Origin of the sequence: Planococcus sp. 11815 (assembly GCF_051096385.1) — a bacterium.
In the GTDB taxonomy this organism is placed as follows: Bacteria; Bacillota; Bacilli; order Bacillales_A; family Planococcaceae; genus Planococcus; species Planococcus citreus.
This window is the reverse complement of the sequence record NZ_CP096991.1, coordinates 465,471-491,662: the sequence shown is the minus strand read 5'-3', so window position 1 is coordinate 491,662 and position 26,192 is coordinate 465,471. Positions and strand designations below refer to the sequence as shown.

The following is a 26,192-nucleotide window of genomic DNA, read 5'->3' as shown; positions in this document are numbered from 1 at the left end:
AACCTAGTGTTATCCAGTATTACACCAACTAAATACGGAAATGATTTTAGAATTATCAGTATTTTTAAAGTTTAGTGTGTACTTTAGCATACCTGAATGGTATTATATGACTAACTAATCCTATGTTTTTGGAAGGAAGAGGTGCCAGTGACTATATTATTGGAAAAGAAATACATTCCCTTATCTCATTATTTTCAGGCTGCAACAAATTCCAGCATCCGTTTGACCTTTTCGGAAATCGAGCAGATCATGGGCCAGAATTTGCCGAATGCCGCTTACTTAAACAAAAGTTGGTGGAAAAAGTCGAAGCCCCCTGCAAAACATTTTCACGCTTGGATGGACGCTGGCTACCGCGTGACGGAAGTCGAACCCGACCGCTATGTCGTCTTCGAAAAGGCGGATGCCAAGAACACAGTAGCTGACACGGATGCCGAAGACAAAGATATTTTGTTGATCCGCACCGCTGAACACGGGGATGCCCGGTCGTTGGCATTGCTCCAAAAAGCCGTGGAGGCCGAATCCGACTTCATGCTTTACGGCAAGGATGAGCGTTCCCTCTCCACGCAGCGCGTCCGCAAGCAAATCATCGAATGGAAGCAAAGCGGCCATTCCACCATCATCATCGCCATCTTGAACGGCCAACACGTCGGCTATTTAATGGTCATCGGCAATGAAGCGAAGCGGGCATCACACCGCGCCTCACTGGTCCTCGGCCTCCTAAAAGAAGCCCAAGGCAAGGGCATCGCCAAATCACTCCTCGAAAAAGCTGAAGAGTGGGCCAAACAAAAAGGCATCAGCCGCTTGGAATTGACGGTCCTTGGAGCCAACGAACGCGCCCGCAAACTATATGAAAAAACCGGGTTCGAAGCGGAAGGCACACGCCGCCGTTCGCTCATCATCGACGGCAAGGAACAGGACGAAATCTACTTGGCCAAGTTTTTGGACTAAGCCAAAATTTAAAAATGCCCGCCATTCAAAAGTGAATGGCGGGCATTTTTCGTTGTGTCGATCAATTCAAAACCGTTAACCATAGATACAGCCCGGTCAAGGTGATGAACAAAGTCGGGACGGTGAGGATGATTCCGACTTTGAAATAATAGCCCCAGCTAATTTCGACGCCTTTCGTCTTCAATACATGAAGCCATAAAAGTGTCGCAAGCGAACCGATCGGCGTGATTTTCGGACCGAGGTCGGACCCGATGACATTGGCATAAATCAAGGCATCGCGCATGACGCCGTTCGTGTTCGTTTCGGCAATGGCAAGCGCATTAATCATGACGGTCGGCATATTGTTCATGCCGGACGATAGGATCGCTGCGATAAAGCCCATGCCGATCGTCGCCGCATACAGGCCGTGCCCTGCTGTCCATTCAATCGCCTGGGCGAGAACCGAAGTCAAGCCGACATTGCGTAACCCGTAGACAACGACGTACATGCCGATTGAGAAGAAAACGATCGCCCATGGTGCGCCTTTTAGCACCGTCATCGTTTCGACGTGCTTGCTGTTGCGCGCAATCGCCAAGAAGATGATCGCGATTGAACCGGCGATCAATGAAACCGGGATCTCAAGCGATTCGCTCATGAAGTAGCCGATCAGTAAGATCGCGAGAACGACCCAAGACAGGCGGAAAATGCGGATATCTTTGATTGCAGTATCCGGTTTTTTCAACACGCCAGGATCAAAACGGCCCGGAATGTCTTTTTTAAAAAATAAGTACAGCACAAGCATGCTCGCCAGTATGCTGAATAAGTTCGGAACCACCATATGCAGTGCGTATTCCGTAAAGCCGATGCCGAAGAAATCAGCCGAGACGATATTGACCAAGTTACTGATGACAAACGGCAATGACGCCGTATCGGCGATAAAGCCGGATGCCATGATAAATGGCAAAATCATCGTATCGCGGAATTTCAAGGCCCTTACCATCGCCAAAACTATCGGTGTCAGAATTAGCGCCGCGCCATCATTGGCGAAAAGCGCCGCTACGACCGCACCAAGAAGCGTAACGAGGAAAAACATGCGCAAGCCGCTGCCTTTGGCAAAGCGCGCCATATGTAATGCAGCCCATTCGAAAAATCCGATCTCATCCAAAATCAAGGAAATGATGATCAAGGCGACGAAAGTCAATGTCGCATTCCATACAATCCCTGTAACGTCCCACACGTCGCCGAAATCAACGACGCCGAATATCAAGGCGACAACTGCCCCAGCAATCGCCGACCAGCCGATCGACAGGCCGCGCGGCTGCCAGATGACAAACAGCAATGTCACCAGAAAAATAATAATCGCTAACCAAACATCCATTTCAATTCCAACTCCTTAATTGCAATTCACTTTCTTGCCTTCCGCAATGAGCGATTCCACTGTGCGTTCGGGTTCCGGCAGCATCGCCAGAAGCGATGACAGCACCTCGAAAAGCTCATGTTTTTCATTGAGCGACCAGATCGTCCAGCGCCCGCGCTTTTCTTCACAGATCCATCCCGCCTGCTTGAGTTTACGCATATGCTGGCTGATGGCCGGTTGCGACATATCGAGCAGCTCCGTGAATTCACAGATGCACAATGCCTCTTTCGATAAGTATTTCAAAATCAGCATGCGGGTTTCGTCGCTTGCCGCTTTCAAGCTCTGTTCCATTTGTTTATAGTCCATTTCAGTCACCTCTTTTTGGCAATGGGTTTATTATATAAGCAATCACTTATGTATGCAAGAGGGCATTTCGATTTCCGAACAATTTCTGACACGAAAAAACCGCTCCCCGGTAAAGGGAGCGGTTTGGATAGTTCCTTATTTGTTTTCGAGCAATTTCAGTGACTCGCGGTTGAATGCCGGAATATCGTCCGGCTGGCGGCTTGTGACCAATTGATCTTGGCAGACAGCCACTTCTTCGTCCACTACAGTTGCGCCAGCATATTCCATATCGACTTGGATCGATTTGAATCCTGTCGCTTTGCGGCCTTCCAATGCTTTCGCCGTAATCAATAGCTGTGGCCCGTGACAGATCGCAAAGACCGGTTTTTTGGCATCCATGAATGCTTTCGTAAAGGTCACGAAACGATCATCCCCGCGCAATTGGTCCGGCGAAAATCCGCCAGGCAATAGCAATGCATCGAATTCGTCCGGGTTGACGTCGTCAATGCCTTTATCGATTGTGACAACGGCTTCGCCTTGTTTACCGGTCACTTTCTTGCCAGCTTCCTTTTCGATATTGATCAGTTCATGGCCAGCTTCGTTAAACGCTTTTGCTGGTTCTGTATACTCCACATCTTCGAACATATCTGTAATTAACGTCGCAATTTTTGCCACTTTCCTTCACTCCTTCTGTTTATGTGCTCCCTCTCAGTATTCCACGAATTGGAAAGCTTAAACATCCGAATTACGGACGGAACTTCGAGACAAATGGATTTTCCGATTCCCAGAAACGGTACGGATAATGGACCGCTTCCTGCGAATTCCCGATGCCGACACGCGGTCCCGTAGATACCGCATGCACTGCATCGCCCCCTGCAATATAAAGCGGGCGGTCCGTAAAATGGTGGCCATTATAATCCATCGTGATGCCCATCGCCTTCGTCAGTTTGCCTGGGCCGCTTGTCCACTGCTTCATCGGCATATGCTGCCCTCTGCGTTCCGCCATGAACTCGACGCCTTCGACCGGCTCGATGGCACGGATGAGGATGGCGCGCGGCGTTTCTTCCGGCCCGCTGACAACATTCACCAGCGTGTGCGTATGCATCTGGTATGTATACACAAGACCAGGCCTACCGAACATCACTTCTGTACGTTTGGTGCGGCGGTTGCCGAAGCTATGCGCAGCCCGGTCTTCCGCCCCCATATATGCTTCGGTCTCGACGATCCTGCCGGCGACAATTCCATCCGGCAGTTCATGGACCAGTATCTTCCCTAATAAATCGCGCGACAAATCGAGTGTCGGCGCTTCAAAAAAATTCGTATCCAGCGGTTCGAACATAACGATCCCTCCTGACGCTATTATACCGAATGAGGGGCCGTCACTGCATCAATCAAGGGTTCGAGATCTTCAATACGGTCTTCGTGGAATGCTTGAACAATTGCGCTGCCGACAATAAAGCCATCGACATCGTCACGCAGCATATCGACGTGGCTTTCTTTCGAGATGCCGAATCCTGCATAAACCGGCACAGGACTCAATTCCCGCACTTTGCGCGTAAAGGCGCCGACTTCTTCAGCCAACTCATCACGGCTTCCCGTAATGCCGGTCACCGTCACTGCGTAGACAAATCCTTCCGCCTGCTTGAGGATTTCTTCCAGGCGGCTGTCAATGGTCGTCAAGGTGACGAGCTGGATGAGCACAAGTTCCTGCTGTTTCGCGAACGGTTCGATCAATTGGCGATGCTCAAACGGCAAGTCCGGAATGATGATGCCCGATGCCCCCGCCTTTTTCGCTTCCTGGGTAAAACGTTCCGCTCCGAAGCGAATGACCGGATTCAAATACGTCATGATGACAAGCGGCACTTTCACTTCGAAGTCAAAGCGCTGCATCTCATCGAGCACTTTTTCCAGTGTGATGCCTTCAGCAAGCGCACGGTTCCCCGCCGCTTCAATCGTCGGGCCATCAGCAACCGGATCCGAAAACGGAATGCCGACTTCAATCGCCGTCACCCCGCGTTCTTGCAGATACTGGATCTGCTCACCGAGTTTTTCAATTCCACCATCACCTGCCATGATGTAAGCGACGAAGGCTTTATGTCCTGCTTGTTTCAGTTCTGCTAATCGTTTCATGACAGCCCCTCCAATTTTTCGGCGTATGTCGCCATATCCTTATCGCCTCTGCCAGACACGCAAATGACGAGCAACTCATCCGCCGTCATCGACTGCGCTTGTTTTTTCGCTTCCGCTATTGCATGGGCAGATTCCAAAGCCGGAATGATGCCTTCTAAGCGCGACATTTCAATGACCGATGCAAGCGCTTCGTCGTCTGTGATCGCTTCATACGTCACCCGCCCATTATCCGCTAGATGCGCATGTTCCGGGCCGATGCCTGGGTAATCGAGGCCTGCGGAAATCGAATGCGCTTCCTGCACTTGCCCTGCATCGTCTTGCAAAATTTTCATCATCGCCCCGTGGAGCACGCCTTCCGATCCTTTTGTCAAAGTGGCCGCATGGCGTTCAGTATCGACACCTTCTCCTGCTGCTTCAGCACCGATCAAACGCACTTTTTCATCACCTACGAACGGGTGGAACATGCCGATGGCGTTGGAACCGCCTCCGACACATGCGACGATTGCATCCGGCAAACGCCCTTCTTTCTCAAGGATCTGGCGCTTCGTTTCCTTGCCGATGACGCTTTGGAAATCGCGCACCATCGTTGGGAATGGATGCGGCCCAAGTGCCGATCCGATCAAATAATGAGTGTCTTCAACATTGGTGACCCAATAGCGCAGCGCTTCATTCACCGCATCCTTAAGCGTCCCGCTGCCTTTCGTGACACTTTCGACGCGCGCACCCAATAATTTCATGCGGAACACATTGAGCTGCTGCCGTTTGATGTCTTCTTCCCCCATGAATACGACGCAATCCAAATCGAACAAGGCACAGATCGTAGCTGTCGCCACTCCATGCTGGCCGGCTCCTGTTTCAGCGACGATTTTACGCTTGCCCATACGCTGTGCAAGCAGTGCTTGGCCAATGGCATTGTTCACCTTATGGGCGCCGGTATGGTTCAAATCTTCGCGCTTCAAATAAATTTTCGGCCCGCCCCACGCTTCGGTCATGCGTGCCGCAAAAGTCAGCGGCTGTTCGCGCCCGACATATTCCTTTAAGTAATGATGATATTCCTTTTGGAACTCCGCGTCATTCTTGGCGTCTTCATAAGCCGCTTCCAGCTCTTTGACTGCTTTCATCAAAGTTTCCGGAACAAACTGGCCGCCGTAGCGACCGAAAAATCCTACCGGGTCTATTGTCTTTTCTTGTGTTCTCTCCATCGAATCACCCTTTGCCTGTAGTATGAATTGCTGGATTTTCACTTCATCTTTTCGGCCATCCGTTTCTACGCCACTCGACACATCGACCATGAACGGAGCAGTTTGGCTGATGGCCGCTTGCACGTTGTCTCTATTCAATCCGCCCGCTAAAATAAGACGGCTATGGTCCAAATCTACATTTTCCAGCAGGCTCCAATCAAACACATGCCCGCTGCCTCCTCGGTAGTCGGTGCCTGGTGCATCGACCAATATATAATCTGCAATCGAGTTGTTCAGCTTTTCTACATCGTCCGGTGTACGGATCGAGAACGCTTGAATGACCGGCACTTCGATGCGCTGTATTAATTCATCCGGTTCATCGCCATGCAATTGCACCATCGTTAACGGCACCGCCTTAACGGCATTTTCGATTTCTTCGTATGAGGCGTTGACGAATACGCCGATCCGCTGCATATCATTATTCGCGAGACGCGATAACTCTTGCGCCCGTTCGATCGATACGCGCCGCTTGCTTGGGGCAAAGACAAATCCGATTGCATCCGCTTGTGATGCGGCTTTAACATGTTGCTCTTCCATCAATCCACAGATTTTAACACGTGTCATTGCGCTGCCTCCTGTCCTGTGGCCTGGCGAATCCAGGCTGCCGGATTTTCTGAACGCATCAACGCTTCCCCGACCAATACCCCTTGTGCGCCGAGTTCGTAAGCTTTGTGCGCATCCGCCGTATCGTTCATGCCACTCTCACTGATCAGCACCGAGCCGTTGTCGAACGCAAATTTCTCAGCCAATTCCGCCGTCCGCTCCAACGACACTTCAAAAGTCTTTAAATTGCGGTTATTGACGCCGATCAATTGCGCACCGAGCGCGACGGCTTTTTCCAGCTCTCCTGCATCATGCACTTCCACGAGGATTTCCAAGCCGAGTGAATCCGCATAGTGGAATAATCGCTCGAGCTCCGTATCTTTAAGCGCTGCGACGATCAATAGAATGATCGTTGCTCCAGCCGCTTGCGCCCGTTCGATCTGGATTTCGCTGACCATAAAATCTTTGCACAACACCGGAACCGAAACCGCGCGCGCCACTTTCTTCAAATCTTCAATGGATCCTTTAAAATATTGCTCATCCGTCAATACGGAAATGGCGGCTGCACCGGCCCCCTCATATTGGCGGGCCTGTTCCACGACATCCACTTCCATGCGGATGGCGCCTTTTGACGGAGATGCGCGCTTGATTTCCGAAATGACTCCGCGGCTTTTCCTCAAGCTGTCGATAAGTTTCGGTTTGTCCGGATAGCGCTCTGTTTTGGGATAACTGTTTTCATAAGCAGTGATTTCCTGCCGCTTGGTTTCCATGATTTTGTCCAATATGGTCATACGAGCACCCCCGATGCTAGGCGGTGCAATTCATACACACGCGCCGTTTCGCCTGAAATGATTGATTTTCTCGCCTGATGCACGCCTTCTGAAATGCTTGCTGCACGGCCGCTCACATAAAGCACCGTTCCCGCGTTCAATGCTACCGTATCCAAATAAGCACTAGGATTCCCTTCGATAACTTCTTTGAAGATTTCAGCATTGCGCTTCGAATCGCCTCCACGAATCGCCTCGATCGGCGCCGTTTCCAGCCCGACTTCATGTGGGTGGACCGTCATGCTGCGTTTGCCTTGTTCGTCAAAGACGATCAATTGGTTGGTTCCGGCAAGAGATAATTCATCCAGCCCGCCTGCCCCATGGACAATCGCCCCGCGCTTTCTGCCAAGACGCATCAAGGCATCTGCCATCGGTTCCATCATGTCCGGGCGGTAGACGCCGCTCATTTGGATGGCGATCGGCAAAGGATTCGCCAGCGGGCCGACCAAGTTGAAGATGGTCGGCGTGCCGATTTCCTTGCGCACTTCGCGCAAGCCACCAAGTGCCGGATGGATCGCCGGCGCGAACAAAAAGGCGATGCCTGTCTGTTCGACGAGTGCCGGCAGTTCCTCTACAGCCAATTGAGTGGAAATTCCGATCTCCTCCAATAAATCAGAACTGCCCGTTTTGCTGGAGACGCTTCGGTTGCCATGCTTTGCGACGCTCATGCCGCAGCCCGCCAACACGAAAGCCGTCAATGTGCTGATATTGAAGCTAAAGGATTTGTCGCCGCCTGTGCCGCAAACATCCACCAGCTCGCCTGCCATTTCAGGAAGCTTCACTGCTTTCTCTCGCATCGCCAGGACCATGCCGACCAATTCATCAGCCGTCTCGCCTTTTTCGTGCAATTCCTTCAAAAATTTTTTCATCTGCTGGCGATCTATGCGCCCTTCCAATAATTCCAATGCTCGCTGTTTCATTGTATGTTCATTCATATTCTCTGCTCTGCTCATCTCAATCTCTCCTCGTCTCGTTTTTAAATGCAAAAATCCCCGCAACCGGGGTCTATTCCGGTTGCGGGGACGGTTTTAACCGCGGTACCACCACGCATTAATGCATTTTGCACTCACTCAAACAGGCTTCTTAAGCCTTTCCCTTTAACGCAGGGATACGTCCGCCATACTCGCTTCCGCTTTCCGGCTGGCTCTCATAAGTCCATTCGCACAGCGCTTCTAATCAGCTTCCACCACCCGCTGACTCTCTAAATAGACGCCACTGCCTACTCGTCTCATTCCTCGATTTACAACTCTTCTGTTCTCGTCTCTGCTAACTCTTCTCTCGAATAGACTTGCCGCTACCAACAAGTTGTCCTTCATACTAAAAGGTTTTGTATATTCTGTCAAGTGACAAACTCCAACTTCTCTACACGCACCAGTCAATCGTTTCGGTTCAGCGCACTTTGCTGGTTTTCACGCCAGGCGCCCGGCCAAGGAAAAAAGGATGGCGATGGCGCTCATCCGCCGTCAAGACCGGTGCCAGGCAGCAGTCATGAACGAGCGACAACCCATACCACTCTTCCCAGTTCTTCGATTTGAAAAACGCCTCGACTTGCCCGTGCTCCGACGTGCCCGGGGCGCACTCTCCCCAAGACAGCCAGTCGGGACGTCCCGCCAGTTCACAGAAATTGCGCCAGAACTTTTCTTCCAAAGCACCGAGCGTCACAAAGCGCCCGTCTTTTGTTTCATAAATCGCGTAGCTGATGCGGCCGCCGCCGATTTCCGGAACGCCGTGATCCGACAAGCCCGCTTTCGTGTACGCATCGTGATTCGGCAGAAACTCCGCCATCACTTCTGCAAGCGCAATATCCAGATAAGCTCCCTCGCCCGTCCGGAACTTCCGGATCAACGCGGCGAGAATCTGTTCAGATGCAAGCAAGCCCCCGGTATAATCGGCGAGCGTATTGGTCGGATGCACCGGCCGGCCGACTTTATCGCGAAGTTGGTCCAAGGCACCCGAAAGCGCAAGGTAATTCAGGTCATGGCTGCCAAGATGCGCAAGCTCGCCTGCTTGCCCATACCCCGATAGCGAACAATAGACGATATCGCCTTTATGCTCTTGGACGCTTTCATAATCCAGCCCCAACTTTTTCATGACTCCCGGACGGAAAGTTTCGATGAGAGCGTCAGCAGAACGCACGAGCTCGAGCATCTCTCGTTTGCCGCTTTCGGATTTTAAGTCCAGATGGACGATTTGTTTACCGGCATTATGCGCGCTATGCACAAGGCCGCCGCCCATCCTGCGCGACGGATCACCTGTGGAAGGCTCGATTTTGATGACGTCTGCACCGAGTTCGGCGAGCCGCATGCTGGCAAACGGTCCAGGAACGTAATACGTCACATCCAGGATACGGACGCCTGTCAGCGCCTTTTCCATTTAGAGCCCCATCCTTTTGGCGATGATGGTTTTCATGATTTCGTTCGAACCTGCATAAATCGCAGCAACTGGAATGTCGCGGTAGCGCCGGGCGATCTTGTATTCTTCCATATAGCCGTAGCCGCCATGCAATTGCATGCATTCACCCGATATTTTCTTCGCCGTATCCGTCAGCCAGTATTTTGCCATCGACACTTTCGAGACGACGTCTTTTCCGGCCATATGCTCTTCAATTAAGGATTCGAGAAACGCTTTGCCAAGTTCGATTTCGGTCGCCATTTCCACCAGTTTGAATTGAGTGTTCTGGAATGCGCTGATCGGCTTGCCGAATGCTTTGCGGGATTTCACATAATCCATCGTCATCTCCAGCATATCTTCCGATGCGATTTGAGCGGCCAATGCCACGACGAGCCGCTCCTGCTGCAATTTTTGCATCAAGTATGTAAAGCCTTTGTTTTCTTCGCCGACCAGGTTGGCAGCCGGGACTTTGCAATCCTCGAAATACAGCTCGGACGTATCCTGCGCATGAAGCCCGACTTTATCGAGCTTGCGCCCTTTCGTAAACCCTGGCGTCCCTTCTTCGACCATCAAGAGCGAAATGCCTTTATGCTTCGGTTCCGCTTTCAAGTCGGTCTTGACGACCACCAATACATGCGTCGAATTGATGCCGTTGGTAATAAAGGTTTTCTGGCCGTTGACGATATAATGATCGCCGTCTTTAACAGCCGTGGCCGAAATATTGGCGAGGTCCGACCCAGCGCCTGGTTCTGTCATCGCAATTGCGGTAATATACTCACCGCTGATGCAGCCCGGCAGCCAACCCTGTTTCTGCTGTTCTGTTCCATATGCTTCAATATAAGGCACTGTAATATCATTATGGAGCCCGACTCCCGTCAAGCTCGCCCCCACTCGCTCCATTTCTTCACCGATAATGACGCCGTAGCGGAAATCAAGGCCCAGCCCGCCGTACTGCTCTTCGACTTGAGGGCATAAAAAGCCCATATCGCCGAGCTGTCTCCAGAACGACTTCGGGATCAGGCGGTCTTTTTCCCATTGTTCATAATGCGGCACCGCTTCTTTTTCCAAAAACTTGCGCAAGGATTTGCGGAACATCGTATGCTCTTCTTCTTCAAAACGGTATCTTGCCATTTTTCCCATTCCCCTTTTCACTTTATTTCGGCTGCATGCGGATCGCGCCGTCCAAGCGGATCACTTCGCCATTCAATAATGGATTTTCCACAATGCTTGCGACCAGTTTCGCATATTCAGCAGGGTGTCCGAGACGCGCCGGAAATGGCACTGTCGCAGAAAGCGAAGCGATGGCGGATTCCGGCAAGCCGTCGAACATCGGTGTTTTCATGAGACCCGGCGCAATTGCCATGACGCGGATGCCGTCACGCGCGAATTCACGCGCAATCGGCAAGGTCATCGAGACGATGCCGCCTTTTGATGCGCTATAGGCCGCTTGCCCGATCTGTCCTTCAAATGCCGCGACGGATGCAGTCGAAATGATGACTCCGCGTTCGCCATTTTCATTCGGCTCATTATTTTGCATAGCCGCTGCAACGGCGCGCAATACATTGAAACTGCCAATCAAATTGACTTGGATGACTTGTTCGAAACGCTCGAGCGCAAGCGGCTGCCCTTTCGACACGACTTTTCCGGGTGTGCCGATGCCTGCGCAATTGACCAGGAGATTGACATGGCCAAGCTGACCGACCGCCATTCTTACATTTTCTTCTACTTGCAGTGCGTTTGTTACATCCGTCCCGAAATAACTGACTTGCCCTTCACCAAAATCAGCCATCACCTGTTGCGCACGCTCTTCGTTCAAATCAAAGATCACGGCGCGTCCGCCGTTTTCTGCGATATGGCGTACTGTCGCTTCGCCAAGGCCCGATGCACCGCCCGTGACGATGGCTTTCACTTTAGAAAAATCCATTCCATTCTTCCCTTTGGCTGTGTCTTTATCTAGTTAATTGATTCGTTCAATGATCGTTGCATTGGCCATTCCCATGCCTTCGCAAATCGCCAGCAAGCCGTAGCGGCTATTAGAGCGTTCCAGTTCATGCACAAGCGATACTAATAATTTCGTGCCGGTCGCGCCTAAAGGATGACCCAGTGCAATGGCGCCACCGTTGACATTGAGCTTGTCCGGATCTCCCCCGATATCCGATAGCCACGCGAGCGGAACAGGTGCAAATGCTTCATTCACTTCATAGCGGTCCATATCTTCGATTGACAGACCGGCTTTCTCCAGCACTTTTTTCGTCGCGGCGATGGGCCCCGTCAGCATCAAAGTCGGATCCGATCCAACAACCGTGCGGGCAAGTATACGCGCTTTCGGTTTTAAGCCAAGTTCCTGCGCTTTTTCTTTTGACATCAATAAAACAGCGGATGCCCCGTCACTCATTTGACTGGCGTTGCCTGCTGTGATGACGCCTTGTTCATCGAATGCCGGCTTTAAGCCTGCGAGCACGTCTTCGGTCGTTCCAGGCCTTGGCCCTTCGTCTATCGTCACTTTCTGGAAATCACCTTGTTCATCCAATACATCAATTGAGACGATTTCCTTGTCGTAAAGCCCTGCATCGATCGCGTGCTGCGCACGTTCGTGGCTCTTCACTGCATAAGCATCCAGTTGCTCGCGGCTGAACCCCCATTTTTCAGCAATGCGTTCTGCTGAAAGCCCTTGATTGATGATTTCGTATTGATCGGTCAGTTTTTTACTCGGCTTCGCCCCTTGCATATTGGAGAACATCGGGACGCGCGTCATGCTTTCCACACCGCCCGCAATAACAATGTCCATATCGCCGGAAAGAATCGCCTGCGCACCGAAATGAACAGCTTGCTGACTCGATCCGCATTGGCGGTCGATGGTAACGCCCGGCACAAAGTCCGGGAATCCGGCAATCAATGCCGCCGTTCTGGCGATATTGCCGCCTTGCTCACCCGATTGAGAAACGCAGCCGAGAATGACGTCTTCCACCATGCCTTTATCAACGCCGGCGCGGTTCACCAATTCTTCTATCACGACAGCTGCCAGTTCGTCCGGTCGCATCTCCCGGAATTGGCCTTTGCGCCGGCCGACTGGCGACCGGACACCTTCAACGATGACTACTTCTTTCATTCCTGATCACTCCCATTTTGAAATCGCTTCCATATAATTAAACTGAATTGAATGACTATTCACTCACCTTCATTTATTGTACAAGAATCCTCCAGGGATTACTACACGAAAAACCGCGAAGAGAAATTCCGCGCAAACAAAAAAACTCTGCAGCTATATGCTGCAGAGGTTTTCATCATTCTTCGATCAAGCCTTTTTCAACGAGGAAGTCACGCGCTACTTCGCTCGGAATCTCCTGATCCACGTCTACACGCGAGTTCATCGCGAGCATCTCTTCTTCCGTGATTTGTCCGGCCAGCTCATTTAACAAGTCCTCAAGTTCTGGATATTCTTCGAGCGTTTCCATCCGGACGACCGGTACAGCATCGTATTTCGGGAAGAACGACTGGTCATCTTCCGTCGTCTTCAGGTCGAACAAGTCAATGCGGCTGTCGGTGGTGAACGCCGGGATGACATCGACGTCACCATTCTGCACCGCTTCATACATAATGGCCGGGTCGAAACTTTCAGTTGCTGAAAACTCGAATGGATAAGTGGCTACCATATCATCATAGCCGTCTCCTTGGCGCTCATAAAACGGGTGGGGCGCCCCGAAGCTCATGTCTTCGGATTGGGAGATTTCCGCAAGGTCTGAATAGGTTTCCGCTTCGTAATCTTTGGCGTACGCCAAGGTATAGCCATTTTCAAACCCGAGTGGTTCGAGCCATGTAGCGTCGAGTTCTTCTTCATATCCTGCACGCACTTCTTCCAATACTTCCTCCGAAGACTGTCCTGGTGTCGACTCGCGTTTCAATACATCTTTCAGGCCGGTTCCGGTGTATTCAACGTACAGGTCGATATCGCCTTGCTCGAGTGCCGGCGTCAAGATCGACACTTCCCCTAGCCCTTCTTCGTACTCCACGCTATAGTCCGAGTTCGCTTCGATATACTGCCCGAGAATATGCGGCAGGATGTATTGTTCTGTCCACGGCTTGCCCCCGATGACGATTGGTTCCGACTCTGCGCCGCCGCTGCAGGCAGCAAGAATCGCAGATGTGCCAAGCAATACGCCAAATGCTGTTTTTTTCATTGTTGTTTCCCCCTTTTCGGCCCGGTTCGAGCCTGTTTGCTCATTCAGTTTGCTGCTCCACTTCAAATCGCAGGCGTTAAAATTAGGTTTTCAAGCCTTTAGGCGTGGCGCGTTTTTCAATCCATTTCAAAATTAAATCAAATCCGATCGCCAATAAGGCAACCGGCAATGCACCGGCAAGCACCAGCGAATTATTATACGATTGCAGCCCCCGGTAGATGATGTCGCCAAGGCCGCCTGCTCCGACAAAAGTCGCGAGCGTCGCGATGCCGACTGTCAATACCGTTGCGGTACGGATACCGGCCATGATAAACGGCAGCGCCAACGGCAATTCAATCTGGCGCAGGATTTGTGTTCTTGTCATGCCCATTCCGCGCCCTGCTTCAATCGTGGATCCATCGACCCCGATAATGCCGGCGTAAGTATTGCGCAAAATCGGCAATAGCGCATAAATAATCAGCGCAATTAACGCGGTCGGTGAACCGATGCCAAGAATCGGCACAAGAAATCCAAATAAAGCTAGACTTGGTATCGTTTGGAACACCGCGGTAACTCCGATAATCGGTTCGGCAAAGCGCCGGTAGCGGGCGATCATAACACCCGTAGGCAAAGCGATTGCAATGCCGATCGCCACAGCGACGAAAGATAAATAAATATGTTCGATAAAGGCATCTTGGATCATGTCCTGACGGCTTACCAGTGTATCGAAAAATGCATTCATGCAGTCGCCTCCTTCTCATCATAGAGGGCAGCCCTCAGCAATTCACGCTCTCCGGCAAAGCCGACTAATGTTCCTTCATCGATTATAGCCAAGCGCGGTTTGCCGCTTTGTTCCAATAGCTGATGCGCATCGCTGACCGACAATTTGGCTTCCACCTCTTCAGCTTCTCCTGCCCAGTCCTTATCGAAGAGGAACACGAATTCCTTCAAACGCCGGTCTCCAAATGAACGTTTCTGGTTAATGCGTTCAGTACCGATAAAGTTCCGCACAAATTCATTGGCGGGTTCATCGATCAATTGTTGCGGCGTCCCGATCTGTTCGACTTGCCCATCCTTCATCACGACAATCGTATCGGCGATTTTCAAGGCCTCGTCCATGTCGTGGGTGACGAAAATGATCGTTTTATGAATTTCCTGCTGCAAATGGCGCAGCTCATCCTGCAATTGTTCACGGCTGATCGGGTCGAGCGCCGAAAACGGCTCATCCATCAGCACGATATTCGGATCACCCGCTAATGCACGGACGACGCCGACACGTTGCTGCTGGCCACCGCTCAATTCCAATGGATAGCGATCCATGAAAACAGCAGGGTCCAATCCGACTAATTGCAGCAGTTCTTTCGAGCGTTCGTCGGTTTTATCGGCTGGCCAGTTCAGTAATTTCGGAACTAACGAGACATTGTCAGCGATGGTCATATGAGGAAACAAGCCGATGCGCTGAATGACGTAACCGATCGACCGCCTTAACTTCACCTCGTCCATGCCGGTGATTGGCTCATCGTCTATGTATATGGCGCCCGCTGTCGGATTTTCGAGCTTATTCACCATTTTCATCAAGGTCGTTTTTCCGCATCCACTGGGGCCGATGATGGCGGTCAGCTGGCGCGCGGGCAAATCGAGCGTAACGTCCTTCAACGCTTCCGTACCGTCCGGAAATCGTTTTGTGACCTTGTCAAAGCGGATCATTCGCTTCGCCCCCTTTCAATTGGTCGTTTTTCTATACCCTTATACACAGGGCTTTACTCCCGTTGTGGCTGCCCAAATTTCAAGTGCACCGGATTGGCGATTTGTTCATAGCCGATTTCCTGGTAAACCTTGTTGGAAGTGCCATTCGCCAAGTCTGTATAAAGCATAGCAAAATCATACTCATTGAGCAGCTCTTCCGTAACTTCCGCAACGAGCGTACGCGCGTAGCCTTTTTTTCGCAACTCTTTGGGCGTAAAAACAAATGATACGGTGATGCCATGCTTGGAAGGCCGCGCTTTTTTCATACAGGACACCGCACGCCCCCCGTCTTCCCAGAGAAACACTTCTTTACGTGAAATGAAGTCAGCTATTTTTTCTTCCGCCTCCTCTTGCGACGGATTGCCGATGCCGGTATCTTCACCGAATAATTGATACCAATCGACGAGCAAGGGTGCATCAAGCCGGTTCGCCACACGCCAGCTGCCCGGGCTTTTCGCAAGTTTCTTCCGCACGGCGTCGATCCGGTATAACCCTTGGTCCATCGCAATTTCTGAAAGCCCTCCCCACGCATCCGCAAATCTTTCAGCGGTTCCTTTATCCCCAATGACGCCGAAAATTTCGATTTTCGCATTGCGGAATTCATTCGCTACCAACGCTTCCACATTCACGTCTTCTCGACAGACGATCAATTGCAACGGATGGGGAGGCGTCATCAAAGCCAGCGCCGCAACGCCTTGCCCGTCTTCCGCGAGCCCTAAATAGAAGGTTTCATAACGCCCTTGTTCAATTTGGCCAAGCACGCCGAGAAATAAACTGTGTAGGTCTTCCCTTTTTTCAAGTAGCGGCCTTGCTTTTTCCATATATTTGCCAATCTCCTGGTACCATTTCCATTCCATATCTCCACACTCGTTTCCATTAAATTCATTTCTTCATTACTTATTAGCTATTTTTGGCTCATTCCCTCTTTTCACTTTGGAGAAAACGAAAACGCGGACCTCATTCGGTCCGCGTTTCATCATTCCAATTCCATCTGTTTCGTTTCGGTCCCAAGGAAAGCGACCGCCAATGCGCCGATTAAGATCGAAACGCAGAAAATCGCAAAAATGACATTGATGCCGAATCCCGCCGTCAGCATCGAACCAACCAGAATCGGGCCGAGAATGCCGCCGATCCGGCCGAACGACGCCGCCATGCCTGTGCCTGTCGCACGGATGACCGTCGGATACTGCTCAGGAGAGTATGCGTAGAGCGCTCCCCAAGCCCCGAGGTTGAAGAACGACAGGAAGGCACCCGATATCAAGAGTGTCGTGACGGTATCTGCGTTGCCGAAAGCCAAAGCGGAAGCAGCCGTCCCGATCAAATACGTCACTAGCACGAACTTCCGGCCGGCACGTTCAATGAGCCAAGCCGCCGAGAAATACCCCGGCAATTGCGCGAGCGTCATGATCAATACATATTGGAAACTTTGAATGAGCGGGAATCCTTTCATTACCATGACACTCGGCAACCATAGGAACATCCCGTAATATGAGAAGACGACCGTAAACCAGACGATCCATAGCATCATCGTCGGGCGCCGATACGTTTTTGACCATACGTCACGAATATTGGTCGAAACGGAGCGCAGCACATCTTTTTTCGCCGTGAATTGCGGCGAATCCGGCAAATTGAGGCGCAAGTATAAGGCATAAAACGCAGGCAATGCCGTCAGCAACAGCGCGACCCGCCAGCCGTATGCGGGAATGATGAAGTACGAAATGATCGCAGCCACCAGCCAGCCCGCAGCCCAGAAACTCTCCAGCAGCACCACTACCCGCCCGCGGTCTTTTGCCGGGACGCTTTCCGATACCAAAGTCGAGGCGACCGGCAATTCTCCGCCAAGCCCCATCCCGACGAAGAAACGCAGAATCAGGAAAGCGGCGAGCGTTGTGGTGAATGCTGAGATGCCACTCGCCAGCGAGAACAGCAATAAGGTGATGATGAAGATTTTCTTGCGGCCGACCCGGTCGGCGTAAATGCCGAAAACGAACGCCCCGACGGCCATGCCGATGGAATTGACGCCACCAATCCAGCCCATCTGCTGGGAAGTGAGGCCCCAATCTTCATGAAGTGCAGCAATAATGAACGCCAGGATCCCGACGTCCATCGCATCGAATAGCCAGCCGAGCCCCGCTACGCCTAATAGCTTGCGTTGTGATATGGATTTTGTGTTTTTTTCTGTGGCAGTTGTCATGTTCTTTCCCCTTGTCTTGACACTTGTCTGTTATTGTTTACACCCTAACTATACCGTTACAGGCTTCAAGTGACAAGGGATGTCTGAGAGCTTCGCAATCAGCTCCCGGAATTATGGGAAGAAGCGATTACCGCGCTCATGCCGAGCATCATCGCTGCCTGCTGCGCTTGCATAAGCATTTCCACGAAAGACGAAAATACCTCTGCTTCGCTTTCACGCAGCTCTACCGATTCTGCCATCGTCAATTGGACCGCAGATGGCAAAACCCATCCGCCATACCAGCGGAACAATTTCGACGCATCCAGCGCGCGGGCCATTTCCACGACAGCAGCCAGCGCCTGCCCGTCCGCATTCGCGATAGCTAAAAAACCAAGCATCGGGTAATGCTCTCCGCGCACTTTAATGTTTTCCGCTTTCAAAAAATCACGAATCGCAACGACGCGCCCCGCTACTTCCGGCTGAAACGCTGGCGAATCGAAGGTCATGACCTGGCTCAGCCATTGCAGGTGGTTGCCGGCTGAAAACCCTTGCGTCCGCAATTCTTTATAATAGCGGTTCATCGTTTCCGCGCGTTCCCGGACGTCGCCTTCCCGATTCGAAAGCAAAGCGACGTACGGAATGTCTTCGCTCGAAGTGAGGAATGGGTGGTAGGCTTTCATCGCATCATACAACTCTCTCGTACGCCCCGCTTGTTCAGGCGAATCCATCATTAAGCCCGCAAGGTAAGTATAGGCGCTCTTCCAGAACTTGCTGTTGTTCAGCGCCCGCTGATTGGCATTAAGCTCGGCCAATCCATCTTCCGCCGGCTCATCACCGAGCACCAGATATGCCGTCGCAATATGGTGAAGATGCGCACGCAGCGGCGAAGTGAATCCTTCTTTCTTTTTGATGAGCTGGGACACTTCGAGATGTGCATCCGCATCGAATTCACTCCCTCGGCTCAAATACATCATCGTGACGGCGAGCGACACTTGTTTGTCTGTCGCCCACCCGAGCGCTTTCGAGACTTGGCCGTAAGTTTCTTCTATCTTTTTGACTTCCATTGAAAAACGCCTCCTTGACCATTTATACGGTCAAGAAAGCGTGAAGTTTCAAGTTACGCAAGAAGGACGAGGCTGAGTGCCATGACCGCCATCCCCGCAACCAATCCATAAATCGATAAATGGGCTTCGTCATAACGCTTCGCTGCCGGCAATAATTCATCCAATGAGATGAACACCATGATTCCGGCAACGCCGGCGAAGATAATGCCAAACAAAGTATCACTCAAAAAAGGCATTAGGAACAACCAAGCGGCAATTGCGCCAACCGGTTCAGATACCCCCGAGAGAAAACTGTATTGAAATGCTTTCTTGCGGCTGCCTGTCGCGTAATAGATCGGTACCGATACCGCAATGCCCTCTGGGATGTTGTGGATCGCCACCGCGATTGCAATGGCGATGCCCAGCGCAGGATCCTGGATCGCTGACATAAACGTCGCGATGCCTTCCGGGAAATTATGGATGGCGATGGCCAACGCCGTGAATATCCCCATTTTGCGGAGGCGAGCGTATTCATCATTGGTCGGGCCCTCGTCCATATCTTCTACAGTTCGCACTTCATGGGGATTTCCCATTTGCGGCAGTATCCGGTCAAGCACTGCCATGAAGACCATGCCGCCGAAAAATCCAACGAGCGTCAGCCAGTATCCCGCGGTTTCTCCTTGGGCAGCCGTTAGCGAATCTTTCGCTTTAAAGAAAATCTCGATCATGGAGACATAAATCATGACCCCAGCCGAGAAACCGAGTGACACTGACAAGAACTTCGTATTGGTGCGCGAAGCAAAAAACGCGATCAAACTGCCGATCCCGGTTGCCAGCCCCGCGAACAGCGTCAAGCCAAGCGCGAATAAAACCGTACTGTCCATAAAGCCAACTTCCTTCCAGTAGTAGTGAATAAAGCTATTCTACTCCAGAAGTTTCCTTTGCGCAACTTTTTTCAACGAAGAAAGATTTCCCATTATTCATTCACTTCATTACGCAGCAATCGCCCAAGTTTTTCCCAATCGGCATCCTTGTGTTCGCGGACTGCCGGATTATAGAACACGCTCGCCGGATGGAAGGTCGGAAAAATGTGATAGCTCTCCTGCGTTTCCAAAAACGCGCCGCTATCTTCATCCCAATACAGGATCGGCGTTTCCATCAAAATCCCATGCAATTGCATAATCTTTGCTTCACGCCCAACGAGCCGCTGCAGGCCTATATTGCCGAGCGTCACAATCAACGGAGGCTTTACCGCACGAATTTCTTCATCAAGGATCGGGGCGTGAGCGATAATTTCTTTTTTATTCGGGGCCCGGTTGTATTTACGCTTCACCACTTCACCGCTCCGGGTGCGTTTTTCTCCCCATTTATACGGGCGGCTTCTGACAGCGCTGGTGATATAGACATCTTCCCTCTCAAGTCCGATCCCTTCCAATGAAGCCATCAATTCTTTTCCAGCGCGCCCCGTAAACGGAATACCCGTCTCCACTTCGTTCTCGCCTGGCGCTTCTCCGACCAGCATCAACGCCGGAGACTCCGGGCCGCTTCCCCAAACAAAGCCTTCTACCGGAAAATCCGCAATGCGCTCTTTCCCCAATTCAGCCAGCTCTTGTGAAATTCTATACATATTTATCACCTTTTCTTTTAAATAAATTAAAAATATAAAATTCTCTTTATTACCGCCATTTGAAATCGTTTCCACGTTATAAAACCTAACATAAACTAAAAATAAAACTTGCATTGTCAGAAAATATTGATTAATATGTTAACAAACCTAACACGAGTCACATGTTAGAAAACCTAACACGAGGAGGAAGAAGCATGAAAAAGATTGAGACTATCATTCGCCCTTCTGTTTTCGCTGATGTCCGGCAAGCATTGGCTCTTGAAGGAATCGATGGGCTGACCGTCACTGAAATCGCGGGAATCGGCAAACAGGAAGGGCGTGTCGGCTTGTTCCGCGGGAATGCCTACCGAATGGAATTTTCCCCGAAACTAAAATTGGAAATGGTCGTCTCGGACGAAAAAGTCGAGGACATCATCCAAGCTCTGCTTGACTATGCCTCCACCGGTGAAGTCGGAGACGGGAAAATCTTCATCCTTCCTGTAGAAGAAGCCATCCGCATCAGAACAAAAGAACGCGGCACTGTCGCGATTGGATAAGGGGAGATCATTATGGAAGCTGTACAAAGTTCAGTCGATATGCTGTGGGTCATGCTCGGTGCCATGCTCGTCTTTTTCATGCACGCCGGATTCGCCATGGTTGAAACAGGATTCACTCGCTCTAAAAATACCCTTAATATTTTGATGAAAAACATGATCACCATTTCACTTGGATCCATCCTTTATTTCATTGTCGGCTATGCATTGATGTTCGGGCCATCATCGTTCGGCTTGATCGGTACGGAAGGATTCGCTTTATCAGGTGTCACGGATATCGGATTCTTCGTGTTCCAGGCAGTCTTCGCCGCTACATGTGCCACGATCATCTCGGGTGCTGTCGCAGAACGCATGCACTTGACCGCTTATATCTTGCTTACCGTTGCCATGACAGCCATCATCTACCCGATTGTCGGCCACTGGGTATGGGGAGGCGGCTGGTTATCTGAAATCGGCTTTATCGACTTCGCCGGGTCCACAGTGGTCCACTTGACGGGTGCCGTCGCTGCCTTTATCGCGGCTTGGAAAATCGGGCCGCGCCTTGGGAAGTATTCCGGTAAAACCGTCAATACGATTCCTGGCCACAGCTTGCCGCTCGGCGCGCTCGGCGTATTCATCCTATGGCTTGGCTGGTTTGGCTTTAACGGGGGAAGCACGCTCGCAGCAGATCCTGCTCTCGTCCCGCCCGTCATTGCCAACACCTTGCTCGCAGCATCCGCCGGTGTTTTAGCTACGGCGCTTTACACCCGCTTCCGCTACGGCCGCATTGACGGTACATTGACGATGAACGGTGCACTTGCAGGGCTTGTCGGCATCACTGCCGGCGCTGCCAACGTCTCGTTCCTCGGCGCCATCTTGATCGGTTTGATCGCCGGCATCATCATGACGGAAGCCGTCCATCTCTTGGATACGAAAATTCGCGTGGACGATCCAGTGGGGGCTGTATCGGTTCACGGGATTGCAGGGATTTGGGGAACTCTCGCGATTGGATTCTTCGATGTTAACGGCGGATTGCTTTACGGAGGAGGAGCTGAAATTCTCGGCATCCAAGCAGTCGGCGTACTGGCCGTCATCGCTTGGGCATCCTTGGCCACCGGTGCCGTCCTTCTATTGATCAGCATTGTGACACCGCTGCGTGTAACGGCCGAAGAGGAAGAAACCGGCTTGGACTTCGCAGAACACGGATCACAAGCCTATTCAATGCAGGACGTGCTGCGCGGTTCATCCGGTAGAGCGGATAATTTCGCAGACCGCCTGAACCAGCTCGGCGAAGAACGGCCAGCTTCAGGCAAAGTATAAAACAGAGAGATAGAACGAAAAACTTGGGGGTTCTTAAATAGAAAAACGAACGGAGAAAATTCTCCGTTCGTTTTTTATTGCACTAATTTAACGCTCCTCAATACCTTCCCGCTCACCAACGCGCATATCCTTGCGCTTACGGAAATGCCGCTCCCTCATTTCATACCAGATGGCCACCAAGACGAATAAGGTATAGCCAAGAAACAGCCCAGCCACCACATCCGACAGGTAATGCGTGCCGCTCGCCACTTGCGATAAGGCAGTGAGCACCGTCAGCAATGCAGCGCCCAGCCAGATCAGCAGACGAACCGATTTTGCGGCGACCCTTTCGCCAAGGAAATAGGCCAGCGTAAACAAATACAACAAGCCGACCATCGCATGATCGGATGGGAAGCTATAGGACGCCACTTCTTCGGGAAATTCCGGCATCGGGCGCCCGAACCATTGCTGCAGCAATTGATTCAATGCATTCCCTGCGCCTACCGCCAACAAAACGAAAAACATGCCCCGGTAGTTATGGCGAAATGCCCACAGAAAGACCAGTAGCAGAAAGCTTACAGTAAAGATCATCCACTTCTCCCCGATGAATGCCATGGCCTCAAGCCACCCCATTCCCCCGAACAACGCAGCGGCCCGTTCATCCAGTTCGCGGACCGGTTCTTGCTGATAATAGTAAAGGATACCGAAAAACCCGAGTAGTGTCGCCATCGCCAACGGATAAAAGATTCGCTTCATACTTGCACCTTCTTCCTTGCCGCATCCATAGGGCATTTTGGAAAACCATCCGCAACCAATAAAAAACCCGCATGGAGTACACTTCCACACGGGTTCTGGATTTCCTTGTTTTCGCAGCCACTAACTTCCACTATCAGGAATTGAAATACACGCAAATCCGGCAATTATTCATTTGTTGAATCGGAATGTCCATATCGTAGATTTCCTTTAACGCATCCGATTGGATGATCTCTTCTGTTGGCCCATCTTTGACGACACGGCCATTTTTCAATGCGACGATGCGGTCGGAATAGACCGATGCGAAGTTGATGTCATGAAGGACGATGATGACCGTTTTGCCGAGCTCATCGACCAAGCGGCGCAAAATCTTCATGATCTGTACGGAATGCTTCATGTCCAAATTATTGAGCGGTTCATCAAGCAGCACGTAATCCGTGTCTTGCGCGATAACCATGGCGATAAACGCCCGCTGCCGCTGCCCGCCTGACAGTTCATCCAAATACGAATCCTCCATATCCCCAAGATCCATGTATTCAATCGCCTGATCGACCATCTGCTCATCTTCCGCGTTCAAGCGGCCCCTGGAATAAGGAAAGCGGCCGAACGACACCAATTCGCGGATCGTCAAGCGCACGTTCATGAAATTCGATTGCTTCAAGATGGAGACACGTTTCGAGAATTCGTTGGACTTCATCTGCTTCGTGTTGGTCTTATCGATTAACACTTCTCCAGTGTCTGCGTCCAACAGCCGGCTGACCATCGACAAGAGCGTCGATTTCCCCGCTCCGTTTGGCCCGATAAAGGAAGTGATCTGCCCTCGCCGAATATCGACGGAGACATTTTCCACGACTTGTTTCTTTCCATATAATTTCGTCAGTTCACGGACTTGGATCATTTAGACCGACTCTCCTTTAATAGCAAATAGATGAAATAGACGCCGCCGACAAAATTGATGATGACGCTGAGCGTCGTATTGAACGTGAAGACATGTTCGACGACCCATTGCCCGCCGACCAGCGCCACGATACTGATAATGCTCGCACCGGCAATGATAACTGAATGTTTATAGGATCTGAAAAATTGATAGGACAGATTGGCGACGATCAAGCCGAAGAACGTGATCGGCCCGACCAGTGCCGTCGCAATGGCGATCAATACGGCAGAAAGCACGAGCATCTTCTTGACGAGCGCGTCATAGCCAACACCCAGATTCACCGCCGTATCACGCCCCAAAGACAGGACGTCAAGCGATGCATTATGACGCCAAGCCAAACCGATCAAGACGACAATGAACAATAGCGAGAGCCAGACCAGATCGGCATTCACATTATTGAAACTCGCGAACATCCGGTCCTGGACAATCTGGAATTCATTCGGGTCGATCAGCACCTGCAGGAACGTCGAGACGCTACCGAAAAATGTCCCGAGAATGATGCCAATCAATAATAAGAAGTAAATCGGCTGGTTGTCTTTCTTGAACAGCAATTTATAGAACAATAAAGCGAAGATGACCATGACAGCAATCGACAATAAGAAATTCACTTGCTTGTTGATGATCGTGATATGTCCCGAGCCCAAGAAGAAAATCAAGACCGTCTGTAGCAGCATATAGAGCGAATCCAAGCCCATGATGCTTGGGGTCAAAATGCGGTTATGCGTGATCGTCTGGAATACCACCGTCGCATAAGCAATCGCCACACCCGTCAGTACCATCGCGAAGACTTTCACGCCTCTTCTTGGCAGCGCGTAATCGAAGCTACCATTTAAATTATCGAATAAATACAAACCACATGCCGCCGCGGCAAGCGCAATCAAAATCCATAGTTTATGTACATCACGCATACGCCTTCCTCCTAAACAACATGATCAGGAAGATAAAGCTTCCGATAACGCCCACCATCAGGCTGATCGTGATCTCGTACGGATAAATCAAGACGCGCCCGAGAATGTCACAAACCAATAGGAAGATGGCGCCAAGCATCGCGGTATGCGGCAAGGTTTTCTGGAGATGGTCCCCTTTGAAGATGGAGACGATATTCGGGATGATCAAGCCGAGAAACGGAATCATGCCGACGGTCAAAACCACAGTCGCCGTAATAAGCGCCACCAAGGTCAAACCAATGTTGACAACGCTGCGGTATTTCAGCCCCAAGTTTTTCGAGAAATCCTCACCCATCCCGGCGACCGTAAAGCGGTTGGCGTACATATAGGCGATGATGAAGACCGGTACACTTATGTAAAGAAGTTCATAGCTGCCTTTCATGACCATTGAAAAATCGCCCTGCAGCCAAGCCGACATGTTCTGGATGACGTCTGCCCGGTAGGCAAAAAACGTAGTGATCGATGACAAGATATTGCCGAACATCAAGCCAATGAGCGGAATGAAGATGGCGTCCTTGAATTTGATGCGGTTGAGAATTTGCATGAATAAGAAAGTGCCGGCGAGTGCGAACAAGAACGCCACAGCCATTTTCTCGATCATCGAAGCGTTCGCAAACAATAGCATCGAAACAAGAATCCCAAGGCGCGTTGCATCGAGCGTTCCGGCAGTTGTTGGCGAGACGAATTTATTGCGGCTCAATTGCTGCATGATGAGCCCTGCCATGCTCATGCCGGCCCCCGCAAGTAAAATCGCGACTAAGCGCGGAAAACGGCTGACGAGGAAAATCTGTGTTTCTTCTGATTGAAAATCAAGGAGGTCAACCGGGCTGATGCTGCTGACTCCGACAAACAGGGAGATGAACGACAGAAGGATCAATATGGGTATTAAAATACGTTTTTTCATGTAATGCCGCTCCCTATCTAGTGCTATTGCCAATTGAGAATGATAATGATTATCAATGACTAACTGTTTTTTAGTATAGCAGTATAAAAAATAGCGTCAAGGGGTAATTGAGAACTATTGTCATTAAGACTGTAGGCGCTTTGAAATGTTCACTTGTTTTTCAAATTTGGTGACCGACTTGCTTGAGCAGGGCGTCGTTTGTGGAGTCGCCGCCCTGCTTTGGGTTGGCCTTTCACAATGAGCCAAAAAGAGCGCTTGTCTCATTGTTTCGGCTCACCCTTGACACAGATCGGCTGAGAGATTTCATTGATTGAAGTGTGTTTAGCCGGGTCT

Annotated in this window: 27 protein-coding genes and 1 other annotated feature; of the genes, 3 read left to right on the top strand and 24 right to left on the bottom strand. The window is 51.0% G+C overall.

Translation table 11 applies throughout. From position 1 onward, the window contains the following. The first annotated feature begins 147 nt into the window (after positions 1-147). The gene (locus M1Q06_RS02595; RefSeq protein WP_434401411.1) at positions 148-948 is read left to right on the top strand and encodes a GNAT family N-acetyltransferase; all 801 of its coding nucleotides are present in this window, start codon (positions 148-150) and stop codon (positions 946-948) included. Positions 949-1,009: 61 nt separating this feature from the next. Here M1Q06_RS02595 and M1Q06_RS02590 read toward each other — a convergent pair whose 3' ends face one another. The 20 genes from M1Q06_RS02590 to M1Q06_RS02495 all read right to left on the bottom strand — a co-directional run bounded on the left by M1Q06_RS02590 (position 1,010) and on the right by M1Q06_RS02495 (position 20,507). Further along, positions 1,010-2,305 carry an arsenic transporter gene (locus M1Q06_RS02590; RefSeq protein ID WP_121300926.1) on the bottom strand — a complete coding sequence of 432 codons (1,296 nt, stop codon included), beginning with the start codon at positions 2,303-2,305 and terminating at the stop codon, positions 1,010-1,012. A gap of 15 nt (positions 2,306-2,320) precedes the next feature. After that, a complete protein-coding gene (locus tag M1Q06_RS02585; protein WP_121300925.1) occupies positions 2,321-2,650 on the bottom strand; it encodes an ArsR/SmtB family transcription factor in 330 nt (109 codons plus the stop codon). Positions 2,651-2,785: 135 nt separating this feature from the next. Beyond that, a complete protein-coding gene (locus tag M1Q06_RS02580) occupies positions 2,786-3,304 on the bottom strand; it encodes a type 1 glutamine amidotransferase domain-containing protein (RefSeq protein ID WP_121300924.1) in 519 nt (172 codons plus the stop codon). A gap of 70 nt (positions 3,305-3,374) precedes the next feature. Continuing rightward, positions 3,375-3,968, bottom strand: a complete 594-nt coding sequence (locus tag M1Q06_RS02575; RefSeq protein WP_121300923.1) for a DNA-3-methyladenine glycosylase — start codon at positions 3,966-3,968, stop codon at positions 3,375-3,377. A gap of 20 nt (positions 3,969-3,988) precedes the next feature. Then, positions 3,989-4,759 carry a tryptophan synthase subunit alpha gene (gene trpA / locus M1Q06_RS02570; RefSeq protein ID WP_121300922.1) on the bottom strand — a complete coding sequence of 257 codons (771 nt, stop codon included), beginning with the start codon at positions 4,757-4,759 and terminating at the stop codon, positions 3,989-3,991. Then, positions 4,756-6,564 carry a tryptophan synthase subunit beta gene (trpB, locus tag M1Q06_RS02565; protein WP_434401407.1) on the bottom strand — a complete coding sequence of 603 codons (1,809 nt, stop codon included), beginning with the start codon at positions 6,562-6,564 and terminating at the stop codon, positions 4,756-4,758. The genes trpA and trpB overlap by 4 nt, the downstream gene beginning before the upstream one ends. Continuing rightward, positions 6,561-7,334, bottom strand: coding sequence for an indole-3-glycerol phosphate synthase TrpC (gene trpC / locus M1Q06_RS02560; RefSeq protein ID WP_434401405.1), 774 nt, complete (start codon positions 7,332-7,334; stop codon positions 6,561-6,563). The genes trpB and trpC overlap by 4 nt, the downstream gene beginning before the upstream one ends. Continuing rightward, positions 7,331-8,323 carry an anthranilate phosphoribosyltransferase gene (trpD, locus tag M1Q06_RS02555; RefSeq protein WP_121300919.1) on the bottom strand — a complete coding sequence of 331 codons (993 nt, stop codon included), beginning with the start codon at positions 8,321-8,323 and terminating at the stop codon, positions 7,331-7,333. Before trpD ends, trpC begins: the two co-directional genes overlap by 4 nt. A 62-nt stretch (positions 8,324-8,385) precedes the next feature. After that, positions 8,386-8,615, bottom strand: a binding site (T-box leader). A gap of 144 nt (positions 8,616-8,759) precedes the next feature. Then, positions 8,760-9,743 (bottom strand): CaiB/BaiF CoA transferase family protein, encoded by a 984-nt coding sequence (locus M1Q06_RS02550; RefSeq protein ID WP_434401403.1) that lies wholly within the window; start codon positions 9,741-9,743, stop codon positions 8,760-8,762. Beyond that, positions 9,744-10,892: an acyl-CoA dehydrogenase family protein gene (locus M1Q06_RS02545; protein ID WP_434401401.1), complete on the bottom strand. Its 1,149-nt coding sequence runs from the start codon at positions 10,890-10,892 to the stop codon at positions 9,744-9,746. It abuts the gene before it with no gap. 22 nt (positions 10,893-10,914) lie between these two features. Continuing rightward, the gene (locus M1Q06_RS02540; protein WP_121300916.1) at positions 10,915-11,685 is read right to left on the bottom strand and encodes an SDR family NAD(P)-dependent oxidoreductase; all 771 of its coding nucleotides are present in this window, start codon (positions 11,683-11,685) and stop codon (positions 10,915-10,917) included. A gap of 33 nt (positions 11,686-11,718) precedes the next feature. Then, entirely contained in the window at positions 11,719-12,870 is a 1,152-nt protein-coding gene (locus M1Q06_RS02535; protein WP_434401399.1) for a thiolase family protein, read from the bottom strand. 175 nt (positions 12,871-13,045) lie between these two features. Next, on the bottom strand, positions 13,046-13,939 hold the full coding sequence (locus M1Q06_RS02530) for a glycine betaine ABC transporter substrate-binding protein (protein ID WP_434401397.1): 894 nt from the start codon (positions 13,937-13,939) through the stop codon (positions 13,046-13,048). A gap of 82 nt (positions 13,940-14,021) precedes the next feature. Continuing rightward, complete coding sequence (locus tag M1Q06_RS02525; RefSeq protein WP_434401395.1) at positions 14,022-14,660, bottom strand: ABC transporter permease; 639 nt, start codon at positions 14,658-14,660, stop codon at positions 14,022-14,024. Continuing rightward, on the bottom strand, positions 14,657-15,625 hold the full coding sequence (locus M1Q06_RS02520) for an ABC transporter ATP-binding protein (protein ID WP_121300913.1): 969 nt from the start codon (positions 15,623-15,625) through the stop codon (positions 14,657-14,659). The genes M1Q06_RS02525 and M1Q06_RS02520 overlap by 4 nt, the downstream gene beginning before the upstream one ends. Positions 15,626-15,678: 53 nt before the next feature. Then, positions 15,679-16,521, bottom strand: a complete 843-nt coding sequence (locus M1Q06_RS02515; RefSeq protein ID WP_434401393.1) for a GNAT family N-acetyltransferase — start codon at positions 16,519-16,521, stop codon at positions 15,679-15,681. Between the two features lie 119 nt (positions 16,522-16,640). After that, positions 16,641-17,858, bottom strand: coding sequence for an MFS transporter (locus M1Q06_RS02510; RefSeq protein WP_121300911.1), 1,218 nt, complete (start codon positions 17,856-17,858; stop codon positions 16,641-16,643). 98 nt (positions 17,859-17,956) lie between these two features. Further along, positions 17,957-18,901: a DUF4003 family protein gene (locus M1Q06_RS02505; RefSeq protein WP_434401390.1), complete on the bottom strand. Its 945-nt coding sequence runs from the start codon at positions 18,899-18,901 to the stop codon at positions 17,957-17,959. Positions 18,902-18,954: 53 nt separating this feature from the next. After that, on the bottom strand, positions 18,955-19,764 hold the full coding sequence (gene zupT / locus M1Q06_RS02500; RefSeq protein ID WP_121300909.1) for a zinc transporter ZupT: 810 nt from the start codon (positions 19,762-19,764) through the stop codon (positions 18,955-18,957). Positions 19,765-19,856: 92 nt separating this feature from the next. Continuing rightward, entirely contained in the window at positions 19,857-20,507 is a 651-nt protein-coding gene (locus M1Q06_RS02495; RefSeq protein ID WP_121300908.1) for a uracil-DNA glycosylase, read from the bottom strand. Positions 20,508-20,701: 194 nt separating this feature from the next. On the opposite strand from M1Q06_RS02495, the gene M1Q06_RS02490 reads away from it, so the two are divergent. Both M1Q06_RS02490 and M1Q06_RS02485 read left to right on the top strand, forming a co-directional pair. Beyond that, positions 20,702-21,043: a P-II family nitrogen regulator gene (locus tag M1Q06_RS02490; RefSeq protein WP_101189453.1), complete on the top strand. Its 342-nt coding sequence runs from the start codon at positions 20,702-20,704 to the stop codon at positions 21,041-21,043. Positions 21,044-21,055: 12 nt separating this feature from the next. Then, a complete protein-coding gene (locus tag M1Q06_RS02485) occupies positions 21,056-22,339 on the top strand; it encodes an ammonium transporter (RefSeq protein ID WP_434401387.1) in 1,284 nt (427 codons plus the stop codon). Positions 22,340-22,426: 87 nt separating this feature from the next. Here the strand turns inward: M1Q06_RS02485 and M1Q06_RS02480 are convergent, their stop codons facing one another. The 4 genes from M1Q06_RS02480 to M1Q06_RS02465 form a co-directional block, all read right to left on the bottom strand. After that, positions 22,427-23,074: a phosphatase PAP2 family protein gene (locus M1Q06_RS02480; protein ID WP_434401385.1), complete on the bottom strand. Its 648-nt coding sequence runs from the start codon at positions 23,072-23,074 to the stop codon at positions 22,427-22,429. A 133-nt stretch (positions 23,075-23,207) separates the two neighbouring features. After that, positions 23,208-23,969 (bottom strand): iron ABC transporter ATP-binding protein, encoded by a 762-nt coding sequence (locus M1Q06_RS02475; RefSeq protein WP_058381852.1) that lies wholly within the window; start codon positions 23,967-23,969, stop codon positions 23,208-23,210. Continuing rightward, on the bottom strand, positions 23,966-24,916 hold the full coding sequence (locus M1Q06_RS02470; RefSeq protein WP_434401382.1) for an iron chelate uptake ABC transporter family permease subunit: 951 nt from the start codon (positions 24,914-24,916) through the stop codon (positions 23,966-23,968). The genes M1Q06_RS02475 and M1Q06_RS02470 overlap by 4 nt, the downstream gene beginning before the upstream one ends. After that, complete coding sequence (locus M1Q06_RS02465) at positions 24,909-25,859, bottom strand: ABC transporter permease (RefSeq protein ID WP_434401380.1); 951 nt, start codon at positions 25,857-25,859, stop codon at positions 24,909-24,911. Before M1Q06_RS02465 ends, M1Q06_RS02470 begins: the two co-directional genes overlap by 8 nt. Positions 25,860-26,192 lie beyond the last annotated feature (333 nt).

What these genes read in the sequence shown, in the direction of transcription:
- M1Q06_RS02590 (WP_121300926.1), bottom strand. Translation starts at nt 2,305, where the DNA reads ATGGATGTTTGGTTAGCGATTATTATTTTTCTGGTGACATTGCTGTTT.
- trpC (WP_434401405.1), bottom strand. Translation starts at nt 7,334, where the DNA reads ATGACCATATTGGACAAAATCATGGAAACCAAGCGGCAGGAAATCACT.
- M1Q06_RS02470 (WP_434401382.1), bottom strand. Translation starts at nt 24,916, where the DNA reads ATGCGTGATGTACATAAACTATGGATTTTGATTGCGCTTGCCGCGGCG.
- M1Q06_RS02495 (WP_121300908.1), bottom strand. Translation starts at nt 20,507, where the DNA reads ATGTATAGAATTTCACAAGAGCTGGCTGAATTGGGGAAAGAGCGCATT.
- M1Q06_RS02510 (WP_121300911.1), bottom strand. Translation starts at nt 17,858, where the DNA reads ATGACAACTGCCACAGAAAAAAACACAAAATCCATATCACAACGCAAG.
- M1Q06_RS02475 (WP_058381852.1), bottom strand. Translation starts at nt 23,969, where the DNA reads ATGATCCAAGTCCGTGAACTGACGAAATTATATGGAAAGAAACAAGTC.
- M1Q06_RS02535 (WP_434401399.1), bottom strand. Translation starts at nt 12,870, where the DNA reads ATGAAAGAAGTAGTCATCGTTGAAGGTGTCCGGTCGCCAGTCGGCCGG.
- M1Q06_RS02490 (WP_101189453.1), top strand. Translation starts at nt 20,702, where the DNA reads ATGAAAAAGATTGAGACTATCATTCGCCCTTCTGTTTTCGCTGATGTC.
- M1Q06_RS02515 (WP_434401393.1), bottom strand. Translation starts at nt 16,521, where the DNA reads ATGGAATGGAAATGGTACCAGGAGATTGGCAAATATATGGAAAAAGCA.
- M1Q06_RS02540 (WP_121300916.1), bottom strand. Translation starts at nt 11,685, where the DNA reads ATGGATTTTTCTAAAGTGAAAGCCATCGTCACGGGCGGTGCATCGGGC.
- M1Q06_RS02520 (WP_121300913.1), bottom strand. Translation starts at nt 15,625, where the DNA reads ATGATCCGCTTTGACAAGGTCACAAAACGATTTCCGGACGGTACGGAA.
- trpD (WP_121300919.1), bottom strand. Translation starts at nt 8,323, where the DNA reads ATGAGCAGAGCAGAGAATATGAATGAACATACAATGAAACAGCGAGCA.
- M1Q06_RS02505 (WP_434401390.1), bottom strand. Translation starts at nt 18,901, where the DNA reads ATGGAAGTCAAAAAGATAGAAGAAACTTACGGCCAAGTCTCGAAAGCG.
- zupT (WP_121300909.1), bottom strand. Translation starts at nt 19,764, where the DNA reads ATGGACAGTACGGTTTTATTCGCGCTTGGCTTGACGCTGTTCGCGGGG.
- M1Q06_RS02480 (WP_434401385.1), bottom strand. Translation starts at nt 23,074, where the DNA reads ATGAAGCGAATCTTTTATCCGTTGGCGATGGCGACACTACTCGGGTTT.
- M1Q06_RS02550 (WP_434401403.1), bottom strand. Translation starts at nt 9,743, where the DNA reads ATGGAAAAGGCGCTGACAGGCGTCCGTATCCTGGATGTGACGTATTAC.
- M1Q06_RS02530 (WP_434401397.1), bottom strand. Translation starts at nt 13,939, where the DNA reads ATGAAAAAAACAGCATTTGGCGTATTGCTTGGCACATCTGCGATTCTT.
- M1Q06_RS02465 (WP_434401380.1), bottom strand. Translation starts at nt 25,859, where the DNA reads ATGAAAAAACGTATTTTAATACCCATATTGATCCTTCTGTCGTTCATC.
- M1Q06_RS02545 (WP_434401401.1), bottom strand. Translation starts at nt 10,892, where the DNA reads ATGGCAAGATACCGTTTTGAAGAAGAAGAGCATACGATGTTCCGCAAA.
- M1Q06_RS02585 (WP_121300925.1), bottom strand. Translation starts at nt 2,650, where the DNA reads ATGGACTATAAACAAATGGAACAGAGCTTGAAAGCGGCAAGCGACGAA.
- trpA (WP_121300922.1), bottom strand. Translation starts at nt 4,759, where the DNA reads ATGAAACGATTAGCAGAACTGAAACAAGCAGGACATAAAGCCTTCGTC.
- trpB (WP_434401407.1), bottom strand. Translation starts at nt 6,564, where the DNA reads ATGACACGTGTTAAAATCTGTGGATTGATGGAAGAGCAACATGTTAAA.
- M1Q06_RS02575 (WP_121300923.1), bottom strand. Translation starts at nt 3,968, where the DNA reads ATGTTCGAACCGCTGGATACGAATTTTTTTGAAGCGCCGACACTCGAT.
- M1Q06_RS02525 (WP_434401395.1), bottom strand. Translation starts at nt 14,660, where the DNA reads ATGAATGCATTTTTCGATACACTGGTAAGCCGTCAGGACATGATCCAA.
- M1Q06_RS02485 (WP_434401387.1), top strand. Translation starts at nt 21,056, where the DNA reads ATGGAAGCTGTACAAAGTTCAGTCGATATGCTGTGGGTCATGCTCGGT.